The following is a 17,221-nucleotide window of genomic DNA, read 5'->3' on the forward strand; positions in this document are numbered from 1 at the left end:
TTCCTTCTGACTGCATCGTCTTGGTGTTTCGTTGTCGTGACCGCTGCCCGGGAGGGGCTACCGGCGGTCGTCGGTGGTCTGCCCGTAGACGTTCTGGTACCGGTCGTAGAGGCGGTCGATCGCCTCCTGCGGGATCGGGATCACCGCGCCGCCCTGCCGGGCCAGGTGCACCGTGCGGGCCACGTCCTCCACCATCACCGCAGCCTTCACGGCATCCTTCGCACTCGCACCGATCGTGAACGGGCCGTGGTTCTGCATCAGCACCGCCCGCGACCGATGCCCGGTCAACGTCTCCACGATCCCCCGGCCGATCGAGTCGTCCCCGATGATCGCGAACGGACCCACCGGCACCTCCCCGCCGAACTCGTCCGCCATCGCCGTGATCACGCACGGGATCGCCTCCCCGCGCGCCGCCCACGCCGTCGCGTACGGCGAGTGCGTGTGCACCACCCCGCCCACCTCCGGCATGTTCCGGTACACATACGCGTGCGCCGCGGTGTCACTCGACGGGGCCCGGTCGCTGCCCGGCGTCCCCGGGACGACGTTGCCGTCCAGGTCGCAGAGGATCATGTTCTCCGGCGCGAGGGCGTCATACGACACCCCCGACGGCTTGATCACGAACAACTCCGCCCCCGGCACCCGGCCCGACACGTTCCCGCCCGTCCACACCACCAGCCCGTACCGCACCAGCTCCGCGTGCAACGCCGCGACCTCCGCACGCACCCGGGCGATCGCCACCTCGACCTTCACCCCGGTGACGTAGCGGAGCTGCTGCTCGGCGTCTGTGCCAGCGGACACGTGTGGCTCCCTTGCCTGCTCGGATGATGTGGCGCTCGGATGCCGCCGGTCAATGTGACCGTTCACATCGCCGAAACTATAGCCACTGCAGGCCGGTGCCTGTCAAGCGATCCCGCGTTTCGGGTTGGTAACGGCGGGCCGCGGGGCGCTTACCTGCTGCGCACCCGGGACGTGGAGGCGCGGACCACGAGTTCGGGAACGATGGGGCCGCCTGCGGCCGAGCGGGCGTCGGCATCGCCGAGCAGCAGCTCGACGCAGCGTCGGCCGAGCTCCCCGAAGTCCTGCCGCACGGTGGTCAGCGGAGGCCAGAAGTGTGCGGCATCCGGAATGTCATCGAACCCGACGATGCTGATGTCGCGCGGCACGTCGAGCCCCTCGTCGCGGATGGCGTGCATGAGGCCCAGCGCCATCTGGTCGTTCGCGGAGAAGATCGCGGTGAAGTCCGGGACGCGCAGCAGCTCGCGCCCGGCGTAGTAGCCGAATTCCGCCGTCCAGTCCCCCAGGATCGGCGCGGTCGTCGGGATGTCGGCGGCGCCCATCTCCTCGAGGAATCCGCGCATGCGGGCCTCGGCCTCGATCCAGTCCTGCGGGCCGGCGATGTGGTAGATGTCGCGGTGACCCTGCTCGATGAGGTGCCGGGTGGCCAGCCTCGCTCCGGCGATCTGGTCCACCGACAGCGTGTGGCCGGGGTCGAGCTCGCTGGACTGCAGGGTGACGTACGGGATGTCCAGCCGCTGCGCGGCGAGGGCGCGGAACACGCGCACCTGCGGCGCGATGACGACGAGGCCTTCGATGGACTGCGCGACGAGGTGCGACAGCCCCGCGAGGATCGACTGCGGATCCCGCGGCTCGATGTTGACGGTCGAGACCCAGTAGCCGCGGCCGCGGGCCGCGGACTCGATCGCCGCGATGCTCGACGCGGGACCGTACTGACTGCTGGAGGCGGCGAGGATGCCGATCGTCTGCGACCGGCTGGTCACCAGCGCGCGTGCCGCGCGGTTGGGGCTGTACTGCAGGTCGGCCATGACAGCGAGCACCCGCTCGCGGGTCTCGGGCCGGATGCTCGGATGGTGATTGAGCACGCGCGACACCGTCTGATGCGACACACCCGACAGCCGCGCGACATCACGGATGCTGGGTCGTCGCCCGCTCCCGTCGTCGATCATCCCCGCCCGCCCTCGTCGCACGTCCGTGTGCACGGTCACATCGGTCTCGCCCATTATGCCTGGCCCGGGCGACGCGCCCAGCGTGGCCGCGAGCTGTCGCCGTGCCCACGGGTTCTCTCCGTCGTCGCACATGGCCCCAACCCGCCTCCGCCACGGGGCCCGATGCGCCCACCGAAGCCCGTGGCCCGCGCCGCGCGCCGCCCTAGACTGCCCGCATGTCGGATCTCGGGCGCTTCCTGCCGCTGAGCAACGCTCCGCGCGGCGACGAGTCCGCCGTCTCCGGGGACCGCCGGGGGCAGATCGCCGACATCGTGACCGCTGCGGCCCGCGTGATCGCGCAGAGCGCCCCCGAGAAGGCGCCGACCCTGATCGCCGGCTTCCTGGCTTCGGCCCGCCTCGAGAGGGATGCCACGCGCCCACCCGCCCGCAACACCCTCGGCCCCGGCACACCCGCACCCGCACCCGCACCCCCACCCGCACCCGCCGTCCCCGGTGTCGCACCCCGCCCCGCGCCGGCCCCGGACTCCACCCTCCTCGCGACCGTCGCCGAGCGCGTGCGCGGCGGGCGACGCCGCGGCGGGCGCCACCTCGTCCGCGCGACGCGGGCCTACCTGGTGCTCGCGCGGGACGCGGATGTCGCACCGCAGCTCGATCCCGCGGTCACCGGGGCGGTCGCCCTGTCGGCATCCACGACCGCGCCGTTCGCGCGGCGCGCCGCGATCGCCGGTCACACCGTCCGCGCGACGGACGACGGCTGGCAGTTCGGCCGCGGACCGCTGCTCACCGGCAGCGGCGTGCAGATCGTCTCGTTCCTGCTGGGAGTCGCCGACGAGCCCCCACGCCGATCGGCGGGTGCCGCTCCGGGTACGCTCGAAGAATGACCGGTCTTCGCTGGGGAATCCTTGCCACGGGTGGAATCGCCCACGCCTTCACGAGCGACCTGCGCACTGCGGGCCTCGACGTCGCCGCCGTCGGCTCGCGTAGCGCGGCATCCGCCCAGCGCTTCGCCGACGAGTTCGGCATCGAGCGGGCGCACGGGTCGTACGAGGCCCTCGCCGCCGACCCGGACGTCGACATCGTCTACATCGCCACGCCCCACCCCGCTCACGCGGAGAACGCCATCGCGATGCTCGAAGCCGGCAAGCACGTGCTGGTGGAGAAGCCCTTCACGCTCACCGCCGCCGAAGCCGCTGCCGTGCGCGACGTCGCCCGGCGACAAGGGCTCCTGGCCATGGAGGCGATGTGGACGCGCTACCTCCCCCACATGGTGCGCATCCGCACGCTGATCGCCGACGGCGCTCTCGGCGAGGTGCGCACGGTCTTCGCCGACCACACCCAGAAGATCACCGCCGACCCGTCGCACCGCCTGAACGCGCTCGAGCTCGGCGGGGGCGCGTTGCTGGACCTCGGCATCTATCCCGTCTCGTTCGTGTGGGACGTGCTGGGCGCGCCCACGTCCGTGCACGCCGTTGCGCGCCTGGCTGAGACCGGGGCCGACGCCGAGGTGGCCACCGTCATGACGCACGGCAGCGGTGCCGTCTCCAGCACGGTGTCGTCCTCGCGCGCCGCCGGCCCCAACACCGCGCACGTCGTCGGCACCGAGGGGCGCATCGACATCGACCGCACCTGGTACGCCCCGACGACCTTCCGCCTGACCGCCCCCGACGGCACCGTCCGGGAGGAGTTCGTCTCCGATGTGGACGGGCGCGGGATGCAGTACCAGGCTCTGGCCGCCGAGCGCATCATCGCCGAGGGACGCACCGACAGCGACGAGCTTCCCCTCGACGAGAGCGTCGCGATCATGGGCACCCTCGACGACATCCGCGCGCAGATCGGTGTGCGCTACCCCCAGGAGGCATGAATATGGCTGACCCTCAGCCGGCACGCGTCGCGGTCTACCTCGACTTCGACAACATCGTCATGAGCTGGTATGACCGCGTCCACGGGCGCAACGCCTACTCCCGCGACCGCCAGAAGATCGCGGCTGACATCAACGACCCCGAGGTCGCCGAGCGCCTCGCCGCCGCGACCATCAACGTGGGCGCGATCATCGATTACGCGGCATCCTTCGGCACGCTCGTGCTCACCCGCGCCTACGCCGACTGGTCCATGCCCGTCAACGCGGAGTACCGGGCGCAGCTCGTCGCGCGCGCCGTGGACCTCGTGCAGTTGTTTCCCGCGGCGGCATACGCCAAGAACGGCGCCGACATCCGCCTGGCCGTCGATGCCGTCGAGGACATGTTCCGCCTTCCCGACCTGACCCACGTGGTCATCGTGGGCGGTGACAGCGACTACGTGCCGCTCGCCCAGCGGTGCAAGCGACTCGGCCGCATCGTCGTGGGCGTCGGAGTGGCGGGATCGACGGCGAAGTCCCTCGCGGCAGCGTGCGACCAGTTCGACTCGTACGATTCCCTCCCCGGCGTCACGCGTCCCGAGACGACGGAGGACAAGAAGGATGCCGCGCCGGCCCGCGCCCGCGCCCGCAAGCGTGTCGCCGACCCGTCGACCGAGCTGCTCGAGCGGGCGCTGCGCCTGGAGGGCGTGCGCACCGACGACGAGTGGGTCAACGCCTCGGCGGTCAAGGACCTCATGCGCCGCATGGACCCGTCCTTCAACGAGAAGGAACTCGGCCACAAGACGTTCACCGACTTCCTGCGCGACCACCCCAAGGTCGTCGACCTGCGCGAAGAGGGCAACACCCGGCAGGTGCGCTTCCACGCCGACGCGCGCTGAGCCGGGCGCCGGCGCGCTGATCCAGGGGGGCGTCCGCGCGCTGAGCCCGCTCCCCCGCGGGCCTCACCGCTCCGCGGGTGACGTCGACCAGAGCGCCCATGCCACGAGCAGCGGCTGGAAGAACAGTCGCGCCAGGCGTTTGCCGTCGCTGTCGAGGCCGAAGCCATCGCGATGCCCGGTGTACTGGGCGATGTTTCCGGGGAACACCGCCGTGAAGAAGGCCGCCAGCGCGACGCCGATGCGCCGGCGCTCCTTCGGCAGCGCAATGAGCGCCACCCCGAAGGCCGCTTCGACGACCCCGGATGCCACGACCACGCCGTCCTTGTCGATCGGCACGACCCGCGTGGTCCAGTCCGGCACCTGCGCCTGGAATTCGCGACGCCCCCAGAACAGGTGGCTCAACCCGGCGAACACCATGAACCCGGCAAGCACCCACCGCGCGACGCTTCTCATGACCGCAGTCAAGCCCAGCCCGGCCGGGTCGGCGACCGGTTGACAGGGGTGCTGGGTAGGCTGAGGGGGTGAGCGATGCCCTGCAGAGCCCGCCGCTGCTGCGGATGCCGGACGGCACCGTGAAGCAGGTGGGTCCCCTCACCGGCACGCGCGTGTGGACCGTGCCCGGTCGCGCCAGCCGACCCCTCTTCGCCCCGCGCGCGGACGTCGCGCGTCTCGCTCCCGGGCAGGATCGCCGCCTCTGCGCCTTCTGCCAGGACCGCTACCTGGACACCACACCCGAGAAGGCGCGCCTGGTCGGTCCCGATTTCGCGGAGCTGACACGGGTCCCCGCCAGCGAGCTGTCGGACACCGTCGCGGAGTTCCGCCGCTTCGGCAACCTCTTCGAGATCGTCTCGGCGGAGTACTGGCGGGAGAATCACGGGTTCCGGCAGCCTTCCGAGGTCGTGCAGTGGGCACAGGAGTACCTCGCCGACCCCGTGGGTCACGAGCACATCCGCCGGCTGGCGGAGATCCGGGAGCAGGCCTCGGGCATGCCCCAGAGCCTGGAGGAGGCGGCGCTCGACCTCGTCGGCGGATCGCACGACGTCGTCGTGGCACGGCGCCACGTCGTCGACGGCGCCCGCACCGACGACCAGCTCGCCTCGGCCGGGCGGCTGACAGCCGAGGAGCACGCCGCGTACACCGCGTTCACCGTGCGGAGCCTCAGCGAGATCGCCCGGGCGCAGCCGAACGCGGCATACGTGGCGGTCTTCCAGAATTGGTTGCGCCCCGCCGGGGCGTCGTTCGAGCACCTGCACAAGCAGCTCGTCGCGATCGACGAACCCGGTCCGCAGCTGGACCGCGAGCTGCGCATGCTCGCCTCGGACCGTGGCCTGTACCAGCACGCCATCGTCGACATGTCGGTGCAGCACGGCCTGCTGGTGGCCGCGACAGACGGTGCTGTCGCGTTCGCCGGCGTGGGGCACCGGTACCCGGCGTTCGAGGTCTACTCCACGGCCGCGGCGAACCTGCCCCACGAGCACTCCGCGAGCGAGGTGCGCGCGGTCTCCGACCTCGTTCATGCGCTGCACGCGGCGACAGGCGACCACGTCCCCACCAACGAGGAGTGGCACTACCGTCCGCCCGGCGCCCCCTGGCCCATGCCGTGGCGCGTCGTGCTGAAGTGGCGCATCTCCAACCCGGCCGGATTCGAAGGCGGCACCAAGATCTACGTGAACACGATCGACCCCTGGCAGCTGCGTGCGCGCGCCGTCGCCGAGCTCACCCGACTGCGGGAGGCGGGGAGGCTCGCCCCCGGCATCCGCATCGGTGACGAGTGCACGCCCGCCGACGTGCGCCTGCACTACGCCGAGTCCGCATGATCGACCTTGCTGCGCTGCGCCGCTGGCCCGATGTCGAAGCGCCCGGCCTGACCGCCTCCGACGCGGCCGACCGGCTGCTGCTCGATGAGTCGGCCTCGGCACGTGCCGGGCTCGGCGAGGGCGACGTCGTCGTGATCAACGACGCGTACGGCGCGCTCGCGCTGGGAGCGGCGGATGCCGGGGCAAGCGGCATCCGCGTGCATCAGGACCTGATCACCGGTGAGCGGGCGCTGGCCGCCAACGCGCGCACCTTCGGCCTCGGCGGGCGCGTGCGCTCGATGCCGTTGGATGCCGAGCTCGTCGCCGATGCCCGCCTCGTGCTGCTGCGCCTCCCCCGCTCGCTCGCGGCCCTCCGCGACATCGCGGGGCTCATCGCCGCCCACGCGCACCCCGATGTCGTGGTGTTCGCCGGGGGACGCCTCAAGCACATGACCACCGCGATGAACGATGTGCTGCGTCAGCGCTTCGCGCGCCTGGACGTCACGCATGCGCGCCAGAAGTCGCGGGTCCTCATCGCCCGCGGTCCCCGCGACGGCGCGGATCCACAGCCGGCGCGCGAGCAGCACGACGGCGTGACCGTCTGCGCTTACGGCGGCGCGTTCGCCGGTCCCCGCATCGACATCGGCACCCGGCTGCTCGTCGCGAACCTCCCCGCCGAGGTGCCCTCGGGGGCGCCCGGTGACCTCGTCATCGACCTCGCGTGCGGCACCGGCGTCATCGCCGCGACGCTGGCCATGCGGCATCCGCATCTGCGCGTGCACGCCTGCGATGCCTCAGCCGCCGCGGTGGCGTCGGCGCGGGCGACAGCCGAGGCCAACGCGGTGTCGGCGCGGGTCACGGTGGAGCGCGACGACGCACTGTCGGCGCTGCCCGACGGCGTGGCGGGCTTGATCGCGCTGAACCCGCCGTTCCACAGCGGCGCCGCTGTCACCGACGCTCTCGCTCCGCACCTGTTCGCGGACGCGGCACGGGTGCTCCGCCCCGGCGGCGAGCTGTGGTGCGTGTGGAATTCCCCGCTGCACTACCGCCCTGTCCTCGAGCGCCTCGTGGGTCCCACGCGGCAGGTCGCCCGCAACAGCAAGTTCACCGTCACGGTCTCCACCCGCCGCGCGGACTGACGCCCGTGGCCGGGCGCCTCGCCTGTCGCGAATGGTCCCCCGCCGTGCCGCCCGTCCGGCGCTGTGCCTGTCGCGAATGGTCCCCTGCCGTGCCGCGAAGCGACACAGTGCGACGGGCGAGCCGCGGGATCTAACCGCGGCGGGCGGATGCCGCAGCATCCGCCCCAGTCGCCCGCCACAACCTCGGAGAACGCCACAACTGCGGACCCCTCGGGCCGATCTCCTCCGAGTAAGCGCGGATCCCCGAAGAACCGGCGCGCGTCGGCAGAGCTGCGCCCGCGCGCGCCCCAGCCGACCCCCGCGACCGCCTCAGCCCGAGACGACAGGCAACCGGGGCACGGACGCGAGCAGCCGCCGCGTGTACGGGTGCTGCGGCGCGGTGAGCAGGCGCCCGGTCGGCCCCTCCTCCACGAGGCTGCCGGACTCGAGCACCGCCATCCGCCCGCAGAGGGCCGAGACGATGGTCAGGTCGTGCGAGACCAGCAGCATGCCGATCCCCTGCTCGCGCGCGAGGCGCTGGAACAGCTCGATCACGTGCATGCGCACGGATGTGTCCAACGCGCTGACCGGCTCGTCCGCGAGGATCAGCCGCGGCCGCGGCGCCAGCGCGCGCGCGATGGCGATGCGCTGGCGCTGCCCGCCCGAGAAGGCCTCGGGATAGCGACCCGCGGCATCCGCCGGCAGGTCGACCGCCGCCAGCAGCTCGGCCACCCGCGCTGCACGCCCCGCGCGATCGGCGGTGACCCGCAGCGACCGCAACGGCTCGGCGATCGACTCCCCCACCGTCATGCGGGGGTCCAGCGATGAGAACGGGTCCTGGTACACCGGCTGCACCGCCTGCCGGAACCGGCGCATCGTCGCAGCCGAACGGCGGTCCAACGGGGCGCCGTCGAAGAGCACCCGCCCGCCGGTCGGCGCCGACAGTCCGAGCAGCAGCCGCAGCAGCGAGGTCTTGCCCGCCCCCGACTCCCCTACGAGCCCCAGGCTCTCGCCGGGCGCCAGCGACAGCGACACCCCGCGCAGCACGGGCTGCCCGTCCCGGTACGCGAAGTCGACTCCCTCGGCCGCCAGCAGCGGCGTCACGCCCGTCATGCCGATCCCCCCGCGCCCCGGGGCAGGAAGTCGTCGAGCCGGCGGGATGCCGCGACGAGCTGCGCCGTGTACGGGTCGCCGGGGGCGCCCAGGATCTGCGTCGTCGTGCCGAGCTCCACCTGCCGCCCCTCACGCATCACGAGCACCCGGTCGGCGATGGTCGACACCACCGGCAGGTCGTGACTGATGAACAGGAGCGTCATCCCGCGGTCGGTGACCTCCCGCTGCAACAGCTCGAGAATGCCCGCCTGCACCGTGACGTCCAGCGCCGTGGTGGGTTCGTCCGCGATGAGCAGCCGGGGACCCGCAGCGAGGGCGAGGGCGATGGCCACGCGCTGACGCTGCCCGCCCGAGATCTCGTGGATGTACGACCGCGCGATGCGCTCCGGCTCGCTCAGCTGCACGTCGGCGAGGGCGTCGAGCACCGCGCGCCGCAGCGCGTCGCCGCGCAGTCCACGGTGGTGCGCGAGCGGCCAGGACAGCTGCTTGCCGACGCGCATGAGGGGGTCCAGCGACGCGAGGGGCTCCTGGAACACCGCCCCCATCGTCGTGCCGCGCACCCGGTCGAGCCGCCGCGACGGCGTGCCGACCACCTCGACGACGTCGCCGCCGGTGTCCACGCGCACCGATCCGCGCGCGGCGAGCGGGTGCCCCAGCAACCCGAGCACGGCCAGCGCCGTGAGGGACTTGCCCGACCCCGACTCGCCGATGATCCCGAGCCGCTCGCCGGGGGCCAGCGCGACGTCGACCGCGTGCACCAGGTCGACCGGCTCGGGGCCGTCGAGGCGCACCCCGAGGTTCTCGATCGCCAGCAGCGGGGTCATCCGATGCTCCGGGAGGTCGGGTCGGCGATGTCCCGCAGACCGTCGGCCAGCAGGTTCACACCGATGATGAGGGCCACCAGCAGGATGCCGGGAAGGATCGCGGCCGTCGGGGCGACGAGCACGGTGCTCTGCGCCTCCTGCAGCATCCGTCCCCACGACGCGTTGGGCGGCGGCGACCCGAGTCCCAGGTACGACAGCGACGCCTCCGCTCCCACGGCCCCGCCGAACTGCAGGGCGAGCGGCACGATGAGGGTCGGCCAGACGTTGCGCAGCACGTGCAGGCGCAGGATGCCGAGCGTGCCGGTGCCGGAGGTGCGCGCCGCGGTGACGAAGTCCATCGCCATCACCCGCGTCGCGGTGATGCGGGTGAGGCGGGCGATGACGGCGGCGCCCGCGAGTCCGATCGCGAGGATCGCCGACTCCAGCGACGCCCCGCGCCACGCGACGATGAGCATCGCCAGCAGCAGGGTCGGGAAGGCGATGGCGATGTCGAGCAGGCTCGAGATCGCATCGTCCACCCAGCGGCGGGCGACGGCGGCGAGAAGACCCAGCGCGATGCCGAGGAGCGCGGCGATCACGACCGACCCGAAGCCGACGGCCAGCGCCAGTCGGGCGCCGATCATCAGCTGGGTGAAGAGGTCCCGGCCGAGGCGGTCGGTGCCGGCCCAGTGCTCGGCCGAGGGCGGCTGCAGTCGGCCGCCGCCGGTGTCTGCGTACTCGAACGGAGTCCAGAAGACCGAGACGAGGCCGATGGCGGCGATGAGGCCGAACAGCGCCCCGCCGACGGCCAGGTTGATCGACCGGCGCGCGCCGCGGCGGCCGGGCGGCACGACGGATGCCGGTGCGGTGGTCGGGAGGATCGTGGCGGTCATGCGGCGGCCTTCACGCGGCGGTTGCCCGACAGCGAGTCGCGCAGCCGCGGGTCGATGAGGCGCTGCAGTACGTCGGCGATGAAGCCCAGCACGAGCACCAGGGCGGTGGAGAAGAGGAGCACGCCCTGCACGCTCGGGAAGTCCTGCTCCTTGATGCCGACCAGCAGCATGTCACCGAGGCCCGGAAGAGCGAAGACACGCTCGATGATGACCGCCCCCACGAACGTCGTCGACAGCTGGATCGCGAGGATCGAGATGAGGGGCACGACGCCGTTGCGCACCCCGTGGCGCCACAGCGCCGTCGCGAAGCTCTGGCCGGTGGCACGCGCGGCCCGCAGGTACTGCTGCCCCAGGATGTCGAGCGTCGCGCTGCGCACGTACCGCGCGAGGTCGCTGCCGGCGACGATCGCGATCGTGATGACCGGCAGGGTGAGCGCGTAGAGCGCCGCACCGGGATCGTCCCAGTCGGTGCGGGGGAATCCGCCGGCGGGGAACACCCGCCACCCGAGCGACAGCACCGCCACCAGCAGGATGCCCACCCAGAACACCGGGATCGCCCCACCCAGCTGCGACACCGCCGAGAAGGCCGTGCCGTACCAGGTGCGCGACTTCCAGGCGGCGAAGAAGCCCACCGGCACCGCGATCAGCACCGACAGCGCGAACGACAGCATCGTCAGCGGCAGGGTGACGTTCAGGCGACGGACGATCTCGTCGCCGACGTTCAGATGGTTGGTGAACGACTGGCCGAGATCGAACGACAGCAGCTGCCCGACGTACGACAGGAACTGCTCCCAGATCGGCCGGTCCACCCCCAGCCGGGCGGCGGCCGCGGCGATCTCGGCATCCGTCGCCCCGACCGAGATCAGTGCGAAGACGGGGTTTCCCAGTACCCGGAGCACGACGAACAGGATTGTCACCGCCAGCGCGAACGCCAGCAGCAGCAATCCTGTCCGTCGAAGCAGATACCGGGTGATCGCTACGCCTTCGTGATGTCGTACACGTAGAACAGAGAGTTCAATCCATTCTCGGGCACGCCGGTCACTCCCTCCGCCGCGATGCGCAGCTGGGGGTTCAGGTAGAGCCAGACGCTCGCGGCGTCATCGGAGATCTGCTGGTTCGCCTTCGCGATGAGCTCCGTCTGCTCCTCGACGGTGGATGCCGCCTCGGACTCGGCCAGCCACGTCTGGACGTCGGCGTTGTCGTAGCCCCAGTAGAAGTCGGGGTTGCCGTAGAAGTTGATGTCGCGGTCGTTGACGTGACCCTGCAGCGTGGCTTCGAAGTTCTTGTCCGTGTAGACCTTCTGGTACCACTCGTCGTCGGTGATGATGTTGATCTCCACCGTGACACCGACCTTCGCGAGCTCCGACTTGAGGAACTCGGCCACCGTGGAGTGCACGCCCGAGTCGGGGGTGTCGACGGTGAAGGTGAACCCGTCGGCGTAGCCGGCGTCGGCAAGCAGCTGCTCGGCCAGCTGGGGGTCGTACGGGTTGTTGTCGGCGAGGTCGAGGTACCACGGCTCCGACGGCGGCACCATCGAGCCGATGAGCTCGCCGCGGCCGTCCCAGATGGCGTCGAGCAGCTTCTCGCGGTCGATCGCCGAGTACAGAGCCTTACGCACGGCGACGTCGTCGAACGGCGCGATCCGGGTGTTCAGACCCAGCAGCTCCTTCGTCGTCGAGGTGCCCTCGATGATCTGGAAGCCGGCGGATTCGAACTCGGCGAGGCTGTCGGGGTTGGACTGGCTCGTGACGAGGTCGACGGCGCCGGTCAGCAGCGCGTTGTTCAGCGCTGTCGGGTCGGCGTAGTACTGGTAGACGACGCCGCCGTTGGCGGGCGCCTCGCCCCAGTAGTCGTCGTTGACCTCGAGGGTGATCGAGTCGCCCTTGCGGTAGTCGGCAAGAGCGTAGGGGCCGGTGCCGTCGGCGGTGGTGGTGAGCTCGCCCGCCTCGTCGTTGACGATCCAGACGTAGCCGAGGTTGTACGTGAAGCTGATCGACGGCTGGGTCAGCGTGACCGCGACGGTGCTGTCGTCGACGACCTCGACACTGTCGATGACCTTCAGCTGGTTCTTGCGGGCGGCGATGGACTCCTCGCCGACGAAGCGCTCGAGGCTGTACTTGACGTCGTCGGCGGTGAGCGGGTCACCGGAGTGGAACGCGGCGTCGGCCAGGGTGAAGGTGTACACCAGGCCGTCGTCGGACACCTCGGTCTCATCCGCCAGCAGCGGCTCGACCTCGGCGTCGTCGGTGATGCGGAAGAGGCCCTCGTACACGTTGCCGGTGAACACCTCGGTGACCCCCGAGGAGCCGCCGAAGATCTGGTCGAGGTTGGTGGGCTCGTTCTGCGACCCGATGACGATCTCGGCCGCAGCGTCGGGCTCGCCCGATCCCGAGGGCGAGGAGTCGCCGGAGGCGCAGCCGGCAAGAACGAGCAGAGCGGCGGATGCCATCGCGGGCGCGGCGAGATATCGGGTGAGGCGGCGTGAGGTCACGTCGGGTCCTTTGCTGTGGGGGGGTGACGACGCGAAGCGCCGGAGTGCGGGGAGCCTGGGTCAGAGGGCGAAGCCGTCGGCGAAGCGCACGCGCTTCTCGCCGGCGCGCACCAGGAAGGGCAGACGGTTCTGCAGCGGCGGGAGGGGGCAGTTCATCTGGTTCGAGAACCCGCACGGCGGGACGGTGGCGAGGTTGAAGTCGACCGTCAACGCGATGCTGTCGCCCGGGCGCAGCTCGCCCGACTCGGCGGGGCGGTCGAGGAACAGGAATCGGCCTGCCCCGTAGGTCTCGGCGCCGTTGGTGCGGTCGCCGAAGACGAGCTGCAGCTTGGCGGTGCCGCCGTAGACGGTGTCGAACGCGTTGAGGCGGTACTCGGTGCCGTCGACGGTGAAGACGAGGTCGCCCGAAACGGGGAGTCCGCGCGTCGCGCCGGCATCCTTGATGTGCTCGAACGGCACCACGCGCTGCTCGTCGACGAGTTCGAAGCGCCCGTCGAGCACCCATGCCGGGTCGTAGGGGTAGCGCTCGATGTCCTCGAACGCCAGCTGCGCCGGAGAGTCCTGCCGCCAGATGCGGTAGCCCTCCTGCGGCAGGCCGGACTCGATGTCGGTGCGCTGCAGCCGCGTGAACAGGGCGGATTCCGGGTGACCCTCCCGGGCGACGGCCTCGTCGACCGGCGGTGCGCCGGCCGGCGACCAGTGCGTGAGCACGAGCGAGAGGGCGCCCTGCGGGGCGGTCACGGCCTCGCGACGGGCGCGCGCCCAGTCGGCGTAGGCGTCGGACGCGGTCGGAATCGTTTCAGTGCTCACCATGACAGGTAACCAAACGCCGTCACGGTTCAGAAATTCCGTTTCCGCGTGTTTCCGTCGCGCAGATTGCTCGGCGCGGGGTCACACCGCCGCGCGGCGGGCGATGTGTTCGGCGAACGACACGTACGCCGCGGCGTCGTCGGTGGGCGTGATCGCACGTAGCACCACTTCGTCCACCGCGGCCCGGTAGGCGGCGACGGCCCCGCCCAGATCGGCCGTGCTGTCGATCACCGTCGCCTGCGGCGCGACCCCGAGCCGGGCGAAGTTGGCCGCATACGCGCCGAACCCCGCGTACCTCTCCGTCTCCTCTCGCAGTCGCGCGTCGGCGGCGGGGTCGACGGCGGTGCGCACGTAGAGCGCGACGTGCGCATCGGACGCCGCGGCATGCGCCGCGACCGCCTGTCGCGCCGCCGTCTGCGGATCGAGCCAGCTCAGCAGCAGGCCATCGGACTGAGCGGCCCCCAGCCGTCGCATGCGCGGGCCCAGCGCACCGACGACGACGCGGGCGGCGCTACCCTCTCGCAGGCGCCGGACTGCGTGGCCGACGGCATCCAGCGCTCCGGCCCGCAGCTGACCGGAGCCGATTCCGAGCAGCAGGCGTTGCTGCGGCAGCGCCAGCCGGTCGACCGTCGCGATGACGTCGTCGGCGCTGCGGCGGTCCACCGGAAGCACGCCGGTGGCGAGCACCAGGCGGTCGGTCACCGCCGCGGCGGCAGCGAGCACCTCGAGAGCGTCGGCGCCCGGGGTGTCGTTGACCCAGAGGGCGTGGAACCCGTGCCGCTCCAGCACGGGCGCGAGGCGGGCAGCGACCTCGGGTCCCGCGGCGGCGGCGATGCCGATCGACAGCATGTCAGCTCCCCTCTTGTGGCGCGGTGGCCCACAGCGCCCACCCGACCAGCGCCGGCTGCAGGAACAGCCGCACCAGGCGAGCACGGTCGGTGCGCAGCCCCGGCGCGGGGGTTCCCTCACGCCACTGGTGCACGTTGCCCGGGAACACCGCGACGAAGAACGCCGCGGTGGCCATGCCGATCCTCCGCCGCTCGCGCGGCAGGGCGACCAGGGCCGTGCCGAGCAGCAGTTCGGCGGCGCCGGATGCCACGACGATCATGTCCTTGTCCGTGTGCAGCAGCCGGGTCGCCCACGGCGGCACGGCGATGCGAAAGCCGCGGCGCAGCCAGAACAGGTGGGCCAGGCCCGCGGCCGCGAGCAGCGCCGCCAGGGCCCAGCGGGCGGCGGTGCGGAGGATCGACGTCGACACGCCCCCATCCTGGCATCCGCCGGCGCTGAACTCAGCGGCCAGGGGGTCCGATGATCAGTAGCACCGCGAAGACCACCACGACGCCGACCGCCAGCGCGAGACCGAACAGCAGCGGGTGGCGCAGCAGCGTGCGGAAGAACCGATCATGCCAGGCCTGCTCGCGCGGGTCGCCCGTCTCGGCTACACGCCACTGACCGGCCAGCCGCCCCGTGCGGTTCAGCCAGATCTCGGCGGGGATCGTTGCGTACGGGATCACGGCGCTGACCACAGCCACGGCGGTCGGCCACGGGCGCCAGCGGTTGTTCTTGGCGACGACCACGGCCGTCGCCGCGTACGACAGGAAGACGAACCCGTGGATGCCGCCGCCGATCGAGACCGCGACGTCCAGGCCCGCGGTCGCGCGCAGGATGAGACCGGTGATCAGCAGCGTCCATGACACCGCCTCCGCGAACGCGAGCGTGCGGAAGAGGGTGAGGGGCGTGCGGAACATTCCTTCAGCTTAGCTGAAGGATGCCGGGGCGACGTCCTGCGGGAACGGGCTCTCGTGCAGCCCCTGGAGGGCGGCGGACAGCGACGGCAGCGTGGTGGTGAAGGTGGCATCCAGCCCGGCGAGCAGCGCCTCGGCCGCGTCGAGTGCGCGCTGCCCCTTGGGCGTGACGCGCAGGTCCGAGGCCGCACCGGCGTGCGCGGTCGCGTCGGCCACCATGCCGTCGCCCGCGAGCGCCCGCACCGCCGTGTGCGCGGTCTGCACGGTGATCTGACTGCGTCGCGCCAACTCGCTGAAGGAGATGCCCGGCTCCGCACCGATATGGGCGAGCAGGGCGTACTTGCGTGTCGTCAGGCCGACGGACTTCAGGGCCGCACCCAGTTGCGCGTCCCAGATCGCCGACACCGTCAGCAGCGCGATGACCGGACTGAAGGGGGGCCGCTCAGCGCCCATCACGTCTTCTCCCTCATTCGCACCGACACTTGATGCTATCGACGCCGCACATCGGTTGCCGCGCACCGCCGCGCGTCAGTCGCCGACGATCTGACCGTCGCTGTCCACCATGGGCGGTGCATCTTCGGCATCCAGCGTTGCGTCGACGTCGTCGGGCTCGGCGGCGTCGGTCGTATCTGGCTCCGGGCCGGGGGTGATCGGCGGCAGGCTGCGGTCGTCATCCATGCGGTCCATCAGAGCGCACGCCCCCGGCCGAGCGCAACGGCTTGACGCGGTGGGCGTCGCGGCACACCCGATGCGTGCGGTTCAAGTGCGCGCCTCGGTGACGCCATGATGAGACTATGACCCGACGACTGAGCGACACGACGGCCACTCTGACCGGCCTGGCCCTCATAACGCTGCCCGCCCTCGCGCTGCTGCTGAAGCTCGCCTCGCCGGGATGGATGGTCTTCGGACTCTTGGTCACCGCGCCACTGTGGATTCTCGGGTACGCCGTTCAGATGGCGGTCGCGGTCAGCGGATACTTCATATCGCGCGGCGCGCTGCGCGAGGGACCGGTCGCCACCCGCGGACTGGTGTACTCGTGGGCCACGAGCGTCGCGGTCGTGTTCGCAGGCTTCTTCCTCGTCGACGGCGGCGACACCGGCCATCTGGGTTCGACGTTCATGCTGTGGACGGGCCTGGCCGGCGACTCGGGGGCAGCCGACCTCTCCTCGGCGATCTTCTCGCTCGCCGTCTTCGTCTGGCTCGTCACGTGGGCGTGTCTCGTCGTCGAGTGGATCATCGCGCTCGTGCGACGCCGACGCGCATCGCGCGCCGCCTCCCGCCCCTCGCCCGCCACCGTCGCCTGACCCGGCGCCCGCGGACGGGCTCCTCACGCGCGGAGAGCAGGAATTCCGGTGCCGCAGAGCCCGGCCTTCGTCCCCGGGGACGGATCCATCAGCCCCCGGCTGCCGGGGTCAACCCAGCAGGACCCGCTCCGCGTCGTTCTCCGACCCCTGCGGCTCGGGAACCGCGTACAGGCCGCGCGGCGAGTTCGCCGTCGCGGCGAGTGCGTCAATCCAGGCACGGTTGATGCGGGGCTGGCGGCTGCCGGTGAACTTGAACGTCAACGAGGCCCCCGGGTGGATCCACAGCGAGGTTCGGCCGCTCCCCAGGCTCGTGTCGTCCTTCCAGGTGAAGAAGAACCCCTCGGAGCGACGGAGTTTTGCACCCATCACGACCTGCAGGTGGGCCAGCAGCCGATCATCGAAGTTCGCGCTGGTATGTGAGTTGTAGGTGAACTTCCCCATCGGGGCCTCC

21 protein-coding genes are annotated in these 17,221 nt (G+C 71.6%); 6 read left to right on the forward strand and 15 right to left on the reverse strand.

Annotated elements, in window-relative coordinates:
- Positions 1 to 57: 57 nt before the first annotated feature.
- Together QNO14_RS09620 and QNO14_RS09625 are read right to left on the reverse strand one after the other, a co-directional pair.
- Positions 58 to 750, reverse strand: a complete 693-nt coding sequence (locus QNO14_RS09620) for an L-ribulose-5-phosphate 4-epimerase (protein ID WP_257505316.1) — start codon at positions 748 to 750, stop codon at positions 58 to 60.
- Between the two features lie 197 nt (positions 751 to 947).
- Positions 948 to 1,964: a LacI family DNA-binding transcriptional regulator gene (locus tag QNO14_RS09625; RefSeq protein WP_257496125.1), complete on the reverse strand. Its 1,017-nt coding sequence runs from the start codon at positions 1,962 to 1,964 to the stop codon at positions 948 to 950.
- Between the two features lie 215 nt (positions 1,965 to 2,179).
- On the opposite strand from QNO14_RS09625, the gene QNO14_RS09630 reads away from it, so the two are divergent.
- The 3 genes from QNO14_RS09630 to QNO14_RS09640 are packed head-to-tail and all read left to right on the forward strand — an operon-like array spanning position 2,180 to position 4,697.
- Entirely contained in the window at positions 2,180 to 2,845 is a 666-nt protein-coding gene (locus QNO14_RS09630) for a hypothetical protein (RefSeq protein ID WP_257505080.1), read from the forward strand.
- Positions 2,842 to 3,825: a Gfo/Idh/MocA family protein gene (locus QNO14_RS09635; RefSeq protein ID WP_257505081.1), complete on the forward strand. Its 984-nt coding sequence runs from the start codon at positions 2,842 to 2,844 to the stop codon at positions 3,823 to 3,825. The genes QNO14_RS09630 and QNO14_RS09635 overlap by 4 nt, the downstream gene beginning before the upstream one ends.
- A gap of 2 nt (positions 3,826 to 3,827) precedes the next feature.
- A complete protein-coding gene (locus QNO14_RS09640) occupies positions 3,828 to 4,697 on the forward strand; it encodes an NYN domain-containing protein (RefSeq protein WP_257496129.1) in 870 nt (289 codons plus the stop codon).
- Positions 4,698 to 4,760: 63 nt separating this feature from the next.
- On the opposite strand, the gene QNO14_RS09645 is transcribed toward QNO14_RS09640, so the two are convergent.
- The gene (locus QNO14_RS09645; protein WP_257505082.1) at positions 4,761 to 5,150 is read right to left on the reverse strand and encodes a DoxX family protein; all 390 of its coding nucleotides are present in this window, start codon (positions 5,148 to 5,150) and stop codon (positions 4,761 to 4,763) included.
- A 68-nt stretch (positions 5,151 to 5,218) separates the two neighbouring features.
- Here QNO14_RS09645 and QNO14_RS09650 point away from each other — a divergent pair, with 68 nt between their 5' ends.
- Together QNO14_RS09650 and QNO14_RS09655 are read left to right on the forward strand one after the other, a co-directional pair.
- Positions 5,219 to 6,514: a DUF4921 family protein gene (locus QNO14_RS09650; protein ID WP_257505083.1), complete on the forward strand. Its 1,296-nt coding sequence runs from the start codon at positions 5,219 to 5,221 to the stop codon at positions 6,512 to 6,514.
- Positions 6,511 to 7,632 (forward strand): class I SAM-dependent methyltransferase, encoded by a 1,122-nt coding sequence (locus tag QNO14_RS09655; protein ID WP_257505085.1) that lies wholly within the window; start codon positions 6,511 to 6,513, stop codon positions 7,630 to 7,632. The genes QNO14_RS09650 and QNO14_RS09655 overlap by 4 nt, the downstream gene beginning before the upstream one ends.
- 309 nt (positions 7,633 to 7,941) lie before the next feature.
- On the opposite strand, the gene QNO14_RS09660 is transcribed toward QNO14_RS09655, so the two are convergent.
- From QNO14_RS09660 to QNO14_RS09710, 11 genes are all read right to left on the reverse strand, one after another.
- On the reverse strand, positions 7,942 to 8,724 hold the full coding sequence (locus tag QNO14_RS09660; protein ID WP_257505086.1) for an ABC transporter ATP-binding protein: 783 nt from the start codon (positions 8,722 to 8,724) through the stop codon (positions 7,942 to 7,944).
- A complete protein-coding gene (locus QNO14_RS09665) occupies positions 8,721 to 9,548 on the reverse strand; it encodes an ATP-binding cassette domain-containing protein (protein ID WP_257505087.1) in 828 nt (275 codons plus the stop codon). Before QNO14_RS09665 ends, QNO14_RS09660 begins: the two co-directional genes overlap by 4 nt.
- On the reverse strand, positions 9,545 to 10,420 hold the full coding sequence (locus QNO14_RS09670; RefSeq protein ID WP_257505088.1) for an ABC transporter permease: 876 nt from the start codon (positions 10,418 to 10,420) through the stop codon (positions 9,545 to 9,547). The genes QNO14_RS09665 and QNO14_RS09670 overlap by 4 nt, the downstream gene beginning before the upstream one ends.
- Positions 10,417 to 11,337: an ABC transporter permease gene (locus tag QNO14_RS09675; protein ID WP_308210982.1), complete on the reverse strand. Its 921-nt coding sequence runs from the start codon at positions 11,335 to 11,337 to the stop codon at positions 10,417 to 10,419. Before QNO14_RS09675 ends, QNO14_RS09670 begins: the two co-directional genes overlap by 4 nt.
- Positions 11,338 to 11,396: 59 nt before the next feature.
- Positions 11,397 to 12,911 (reverse strand): ABC transporter substrate-binding protein, encoded by a 1,515-nt coding sequence (locus QNO14_RS09680; protein WP_257505089.1) that lies wholly within the window; start codon positions 12,909 to 12,911, stop codon positions 11,397 to 11,399.
- A 60-nt stretch (positions 12,912 to 12,971) separates the two neighbouring features.
- Positions 12,972 to 13,721: a DUF1684 domain-containing protein gene (locus tag QNO14_RS09685; protein ID WP_257505091.1), complete on the reverse strand. Its 750-nt coding sequence runs from the start codon at positions 13,719 to 13,721 to the stop codon at positions 12,972 to 12,974.
- 81 nt (positions 13,722 to 13,802) lie between these two features.
- Positions 13,803 to 14,570, reverse strand: a complete 768-nt coding sequence (locus QNO14_RS09690) for an LLM class flavin-dependent oxidoreductase (RefSeq protein WP_257505093.1) — start codon at positions 14,568 to 14,570, stop codon at positions 13,803 to 13,805.
- Position 14,571: 1 nt separating this feature from the next.
- Entirely contained in the window at positions 14,572 to 14,979 is a 408-nt protein-coding gene (locus QNO14_RS09695; protein ID WP_257496139.1) for a DoxX family protein, read from the reverse strand.
- Between the two features lie 31 nt (positions 14,980 to 15,010).
- A complete protein-coding gene (locus QNO14_RS09700) occupies positions 15,011 to 15,469 on the reverse strand; it encodes a DUF3817 domain-containing protein (protein WP_257505095.1) in 459 nt (152 codons plus the stop codon).
- A gap of 9 nt (positions 15,470 to 15,478) precedes the next feature.
- Complete coding sequence (locus tag QNO14_RS09705; RefSeq protein WP_257496141.1) at positions 15,479 to 15,919, reverse strand: MarR family winged helix-turn-helix transcriptional regulator; 441 nt, start codon at positions 15,917 to 15,919, stop codon at positions 15,479 to 15,481.
- Between the two features lie 75 nt (positions 15,920 to 15,994).
- Complete coding sequence (locus QNO14_RS09710) at positions 15,995 to 16,144, reverse strand: hypothetical protein (protein ID WP_257496142.1); 150 nt, start codon at positions 16,142 to 16,144, stop codon at positions 15,995 to 15,997.
- A 116-nt stretch (positions 16,145 to 16,260) separates the two neighbouring features.
- Between QNO14_RS09710 and QNO14_RS09715 the strand changes: the two genes are divergently transcribed.
- Positions 16,261 to 16,770 carry a hypothetical protein gene (locus QNO14_RS09715; RefSeq protein ID WP_257496143.1) on the forward strand — a complete coding sequence of 170 codons (510 nt, stop codon included), beginning with the start codon at positions 16,261 to 16,263 and terminating at the stop codon, positions 16,768 to 16,770.
- Positions 16,771 to 16,878: 108 nt separating this feature from the next.
- On the opposite strand, the gene QNO14_RS09720 is transcribed toward QNO14_RS09715, so the two are convergent.
- A complete protein-coding gene (locus QNO14_RS09720; protein ID WP_257505097.1) occupies positions 16,879 to 17,211 on the reverse strand; it encodes a DUF7882 family protein in 333 nt (110 codons plus the stop codon).
- Positions 17,212 to 17,221 lie beyond the last annotated feature (10 nt).

The organism is Microbacterium sp. zg-Y625 (assembly GCF_030246925.1).
Taxonomy (GTDB): Bacteria; Actinomycetota; Actinomycetes; order Actinomycetales; family Microbacteriaceae; genus Microbacterium; species Microbacterium jiangjiandongii.